Here is a 2,716-nt window from a genome sequence, read left to right as displayed (position 1 = left end):
GCATTCAGCCATTTTCTATCTATAGGGATTCCAGTTTCTAATACAGTGAAATATGCTTCATAGTTCTGAAACCTTTCCTCATCCATAGTGCGCCAGAAAGCGACCAAATCTTTGTCCGGTGAAATCTTAGGATTACCAGGTGCCGCCAACCCGAGAAATTTAACATCCCAGCCACTTCCTGTTTTCTTGAATATAAAAAACGGAGGAATACTATTAATAGATCCATCCTTACTATTTAGGCAATCAAACACAAACTCCAATAGCTGATTACCTTTTCTTGGTGTATCAAGTAAAGCTTTTCCTGGATTACGATTATCCCCATAATACCTGAAAATTCCAGTCTCTTCATCCAAATAATCCGGCCATGCCAGTTCTTGCATTGAAGTATAAAGCACAACATAAGCAGGCAGTCCCGATCCATCTTTTCTCATAATCTTTCGAAAACCGCCTGAATTGCTACATCCTGGAAGTAATTTAGACAATACTTCTGAGCCTTTTCCACTCACCTTACCACCACGATATACTGTGTCCACAATTAAATCCGCACTTTTTAAATCTTCAAAAGCAACTGTATTCATCAAATATACCTGTCTTCAAATAATCTTACTATTCCGTGCGATGGTTGTTATATGCCTTAGCATACATATACAATCGTTGTAATAATTCCTGTTCCCTTTGTTCTAAACTTGTTATTGATCCAGCTAAGTCTGGAAACCCTTTATATGTACTAAATCCTAGAAGATATATAGCTATTGCCATTGCTATATCTTCTGATTTTTCTCCTGTACTTTCAGCAATTCTTCTTAATTCATCAATTACCGTATCATGCGGAATCTTATTATCCAATTCCTGACTTACAGCTTTTTCTATAACCTTAGGCAAGACCATGCACATCTGGAAAAATGCATCTTCTTCTTTAGTTACTAAGCCATAGAACTGATCAATACTCACTCGTCTAATTCTCTTATGGGATACTTTTTTTCCATCAACAGTAGTTTCCCATTTGATGTTTTGAGATTTTTTTGCAATTGCCTCAACTAGAAAACAAGCACAATCATCGTCATTTAATAACTGATTTTGCATTTTTATATATGTTTTTCCGGCAGCCGCAGAATTCATTGTATTATGCTTGTTTTTCATCTCAACATAAACTGTATGAACAATATCTCCATCCGGCAAAGCAATCCCATTATCATCATGATATATTACGTCCCATCCACCTTCTTTTCCATTTTCAGGGACACGGCAATTATTCAAAAATTGAAAAATCCTCTGATGAAAATAACCTATATCATTATTATTTGCTTTATCTCTTTGACGATAGATTTCATTTCCAATCATTTCTTCCCATGACGTCTGATATACAGTTTTATCAAAAATCATCTTAATTGGATCAATAGTATTACTATTAAACTTTTTTATGTCATACGAATCAAGTTTCTCGCCATACTTTTCTATTGTAGCCATTACATGCCTGGTAAAATTCTCTTCTGAAATAAACCTAAGAGACCACTCGCCCATTAAATCGCCTCCTTCTTTTCATAATTCAGCATATCAAGCGAATTATGAATTTCTTTTCCAATCTCCTTCGCAAGATTAACCGGAACAGCATTTCCAACCTGCTTATATTGAGAAGATACATTTCCGCAGAATTCCCAATCATCAGGAAATGTTTGTATTCTTGCATTTTCTCTAACATTAAAAGGTCTCGCTTCTAAAGGATGGCATCTTTCTGTCTGCTTTTGTGAAGGAGATGTCAAAACAGTTAATGATGGTTCATCAAGACTCATTCTTCTAAGTATTCCTGTTCTTCCTCCTCCCATATCCCAACAGCTTTTCATATATTCCTTTGCTATCTTGGGATCTATGTCTCTCCAATAGCCACCTGGAGGTACCAACTCAAATATCTTTCTTTTGGTTTCACCATATGGAACACCAGGACCATCAGGACAATCTAGCAATACATCTCTTAAAACTGGTTTATAATCATGAGGTTCTGGAAATTTAAAGGAAATATCCTTTACAAGATCTTTTCTTATACCTATTGTGATTAGTCTTTCTCGTTTCTGTGGAACACCATAATCCCACGCATTAAGAACCTTCTTATCCACCACATAACCAGCTTTTTCTAATATGTTAAATATTGTTTCGTATGTTTTACCATGATCATGAGTCAACAAGCCTCGAACATTTTCAAACAAAAACATTTTAGGTTGTAATTTTTCAAGGTACATAGCATAGTGATAAAAAAGTGTTCCTCGGGCATCATCTAAACCAAGACGTTTTCCCGCATATGAAAAGGATTGGCATGGTGGTCCTCCAGATAATAAATCAAGTTCACCTTTTTTTATAGAATAATACTTTTCTAAATCCAAACATGAAATATTAGCAATATCCTCATTATCTACACGCCAATTAGGTCTATTTTTTTTAAGTGTATCAGCTGCATTTTTATCAAATTCAACCAAACCAAGCGTTTCAAAACCAGCCTGTTCAATACCTAAGGCTAGCCCTCCAGCGCCTGCAAATAATTCTATTGTTGTATACATAGGAATTCTCCCCATTCTATTCAATTACTCGCTTTTTATATTTTACCATAATTTTGCTTTTTTCGACAGTGCTCAAATCGCTTATTTTTAGCGTGTTTTATGATTTCATTATTATATTAACAAATATACTGTCCCATTTATTGCCCACAAAATAAGGCGACAGCAAA

General features: G+C 35.2%; 3 protein-coding genes. All 3 read right to left on the bottom strand.

Annotated features, from left to right (window positions below):
- The coding region (locus tag K6C05_RS04695) for a hypothetical protein (RefSeq protein ID WP_296731856.1) at positions 1-578 on the bottom strand (578 nt) is incomplete at its 3' end.
- A gap of 28 nt (positions 579-606) precedes the next feature.
- Positions 607-1,521 (bottom strand): Eco47II family restriction endonuclease, encoded by a 915-nt coding sequence (locus K6C05_RS04690; protein WP_296731853.1) that lies wholly within the window; start codon positions 1,519-1,521, stop codon positions 607-609.
- On the bottom strand, positions 1,521-2,549 hold the full coding sequence (locus tag K6C05_RS04685) for a DNA cytosine methyltransferase (RefSeq protein ID WP_296731851.1): 1,029 nt from the start codon (positions 2,547-2,549) through the stop codon (positions 1,521-1,523). Before K6C05_RS04685 ends, K6C05_RS04690 begins: the two co-directional genes overlap by 1 nt.
- Positions 2,550-2,716 lie beyond the last annotated feature (167 nt).

The organism is Anaerovibrio sp., from assembly GCF_024697385.1.
Lineage (GTDB): Bacteria > Bacillota > Negativicutes > Selenomonadales > Selenomonadaceae > Anaerovibrio.
This window is presented reverse-complemented; position numbering and strand designations above follow the sequence as displayed.

Bases quoted from the DNA above. Each gene is read 5' to 3' on its own strand.
- K6C05_RS04690 (WP_296731853.1), bottom strand. From the start codon at position 1,521: ATGGGCGAGTGGTCTCTTAGGTTTATTTCAGAAGAGAATTTTACCAGG.
- K6C05_RS04685 (WP_296731851.1), bottom strand. From the start codon at position 2,549: ATGTATACAACAATAGAATTATTTGCAGGCGCTGGAGGGCTAGCCTTA.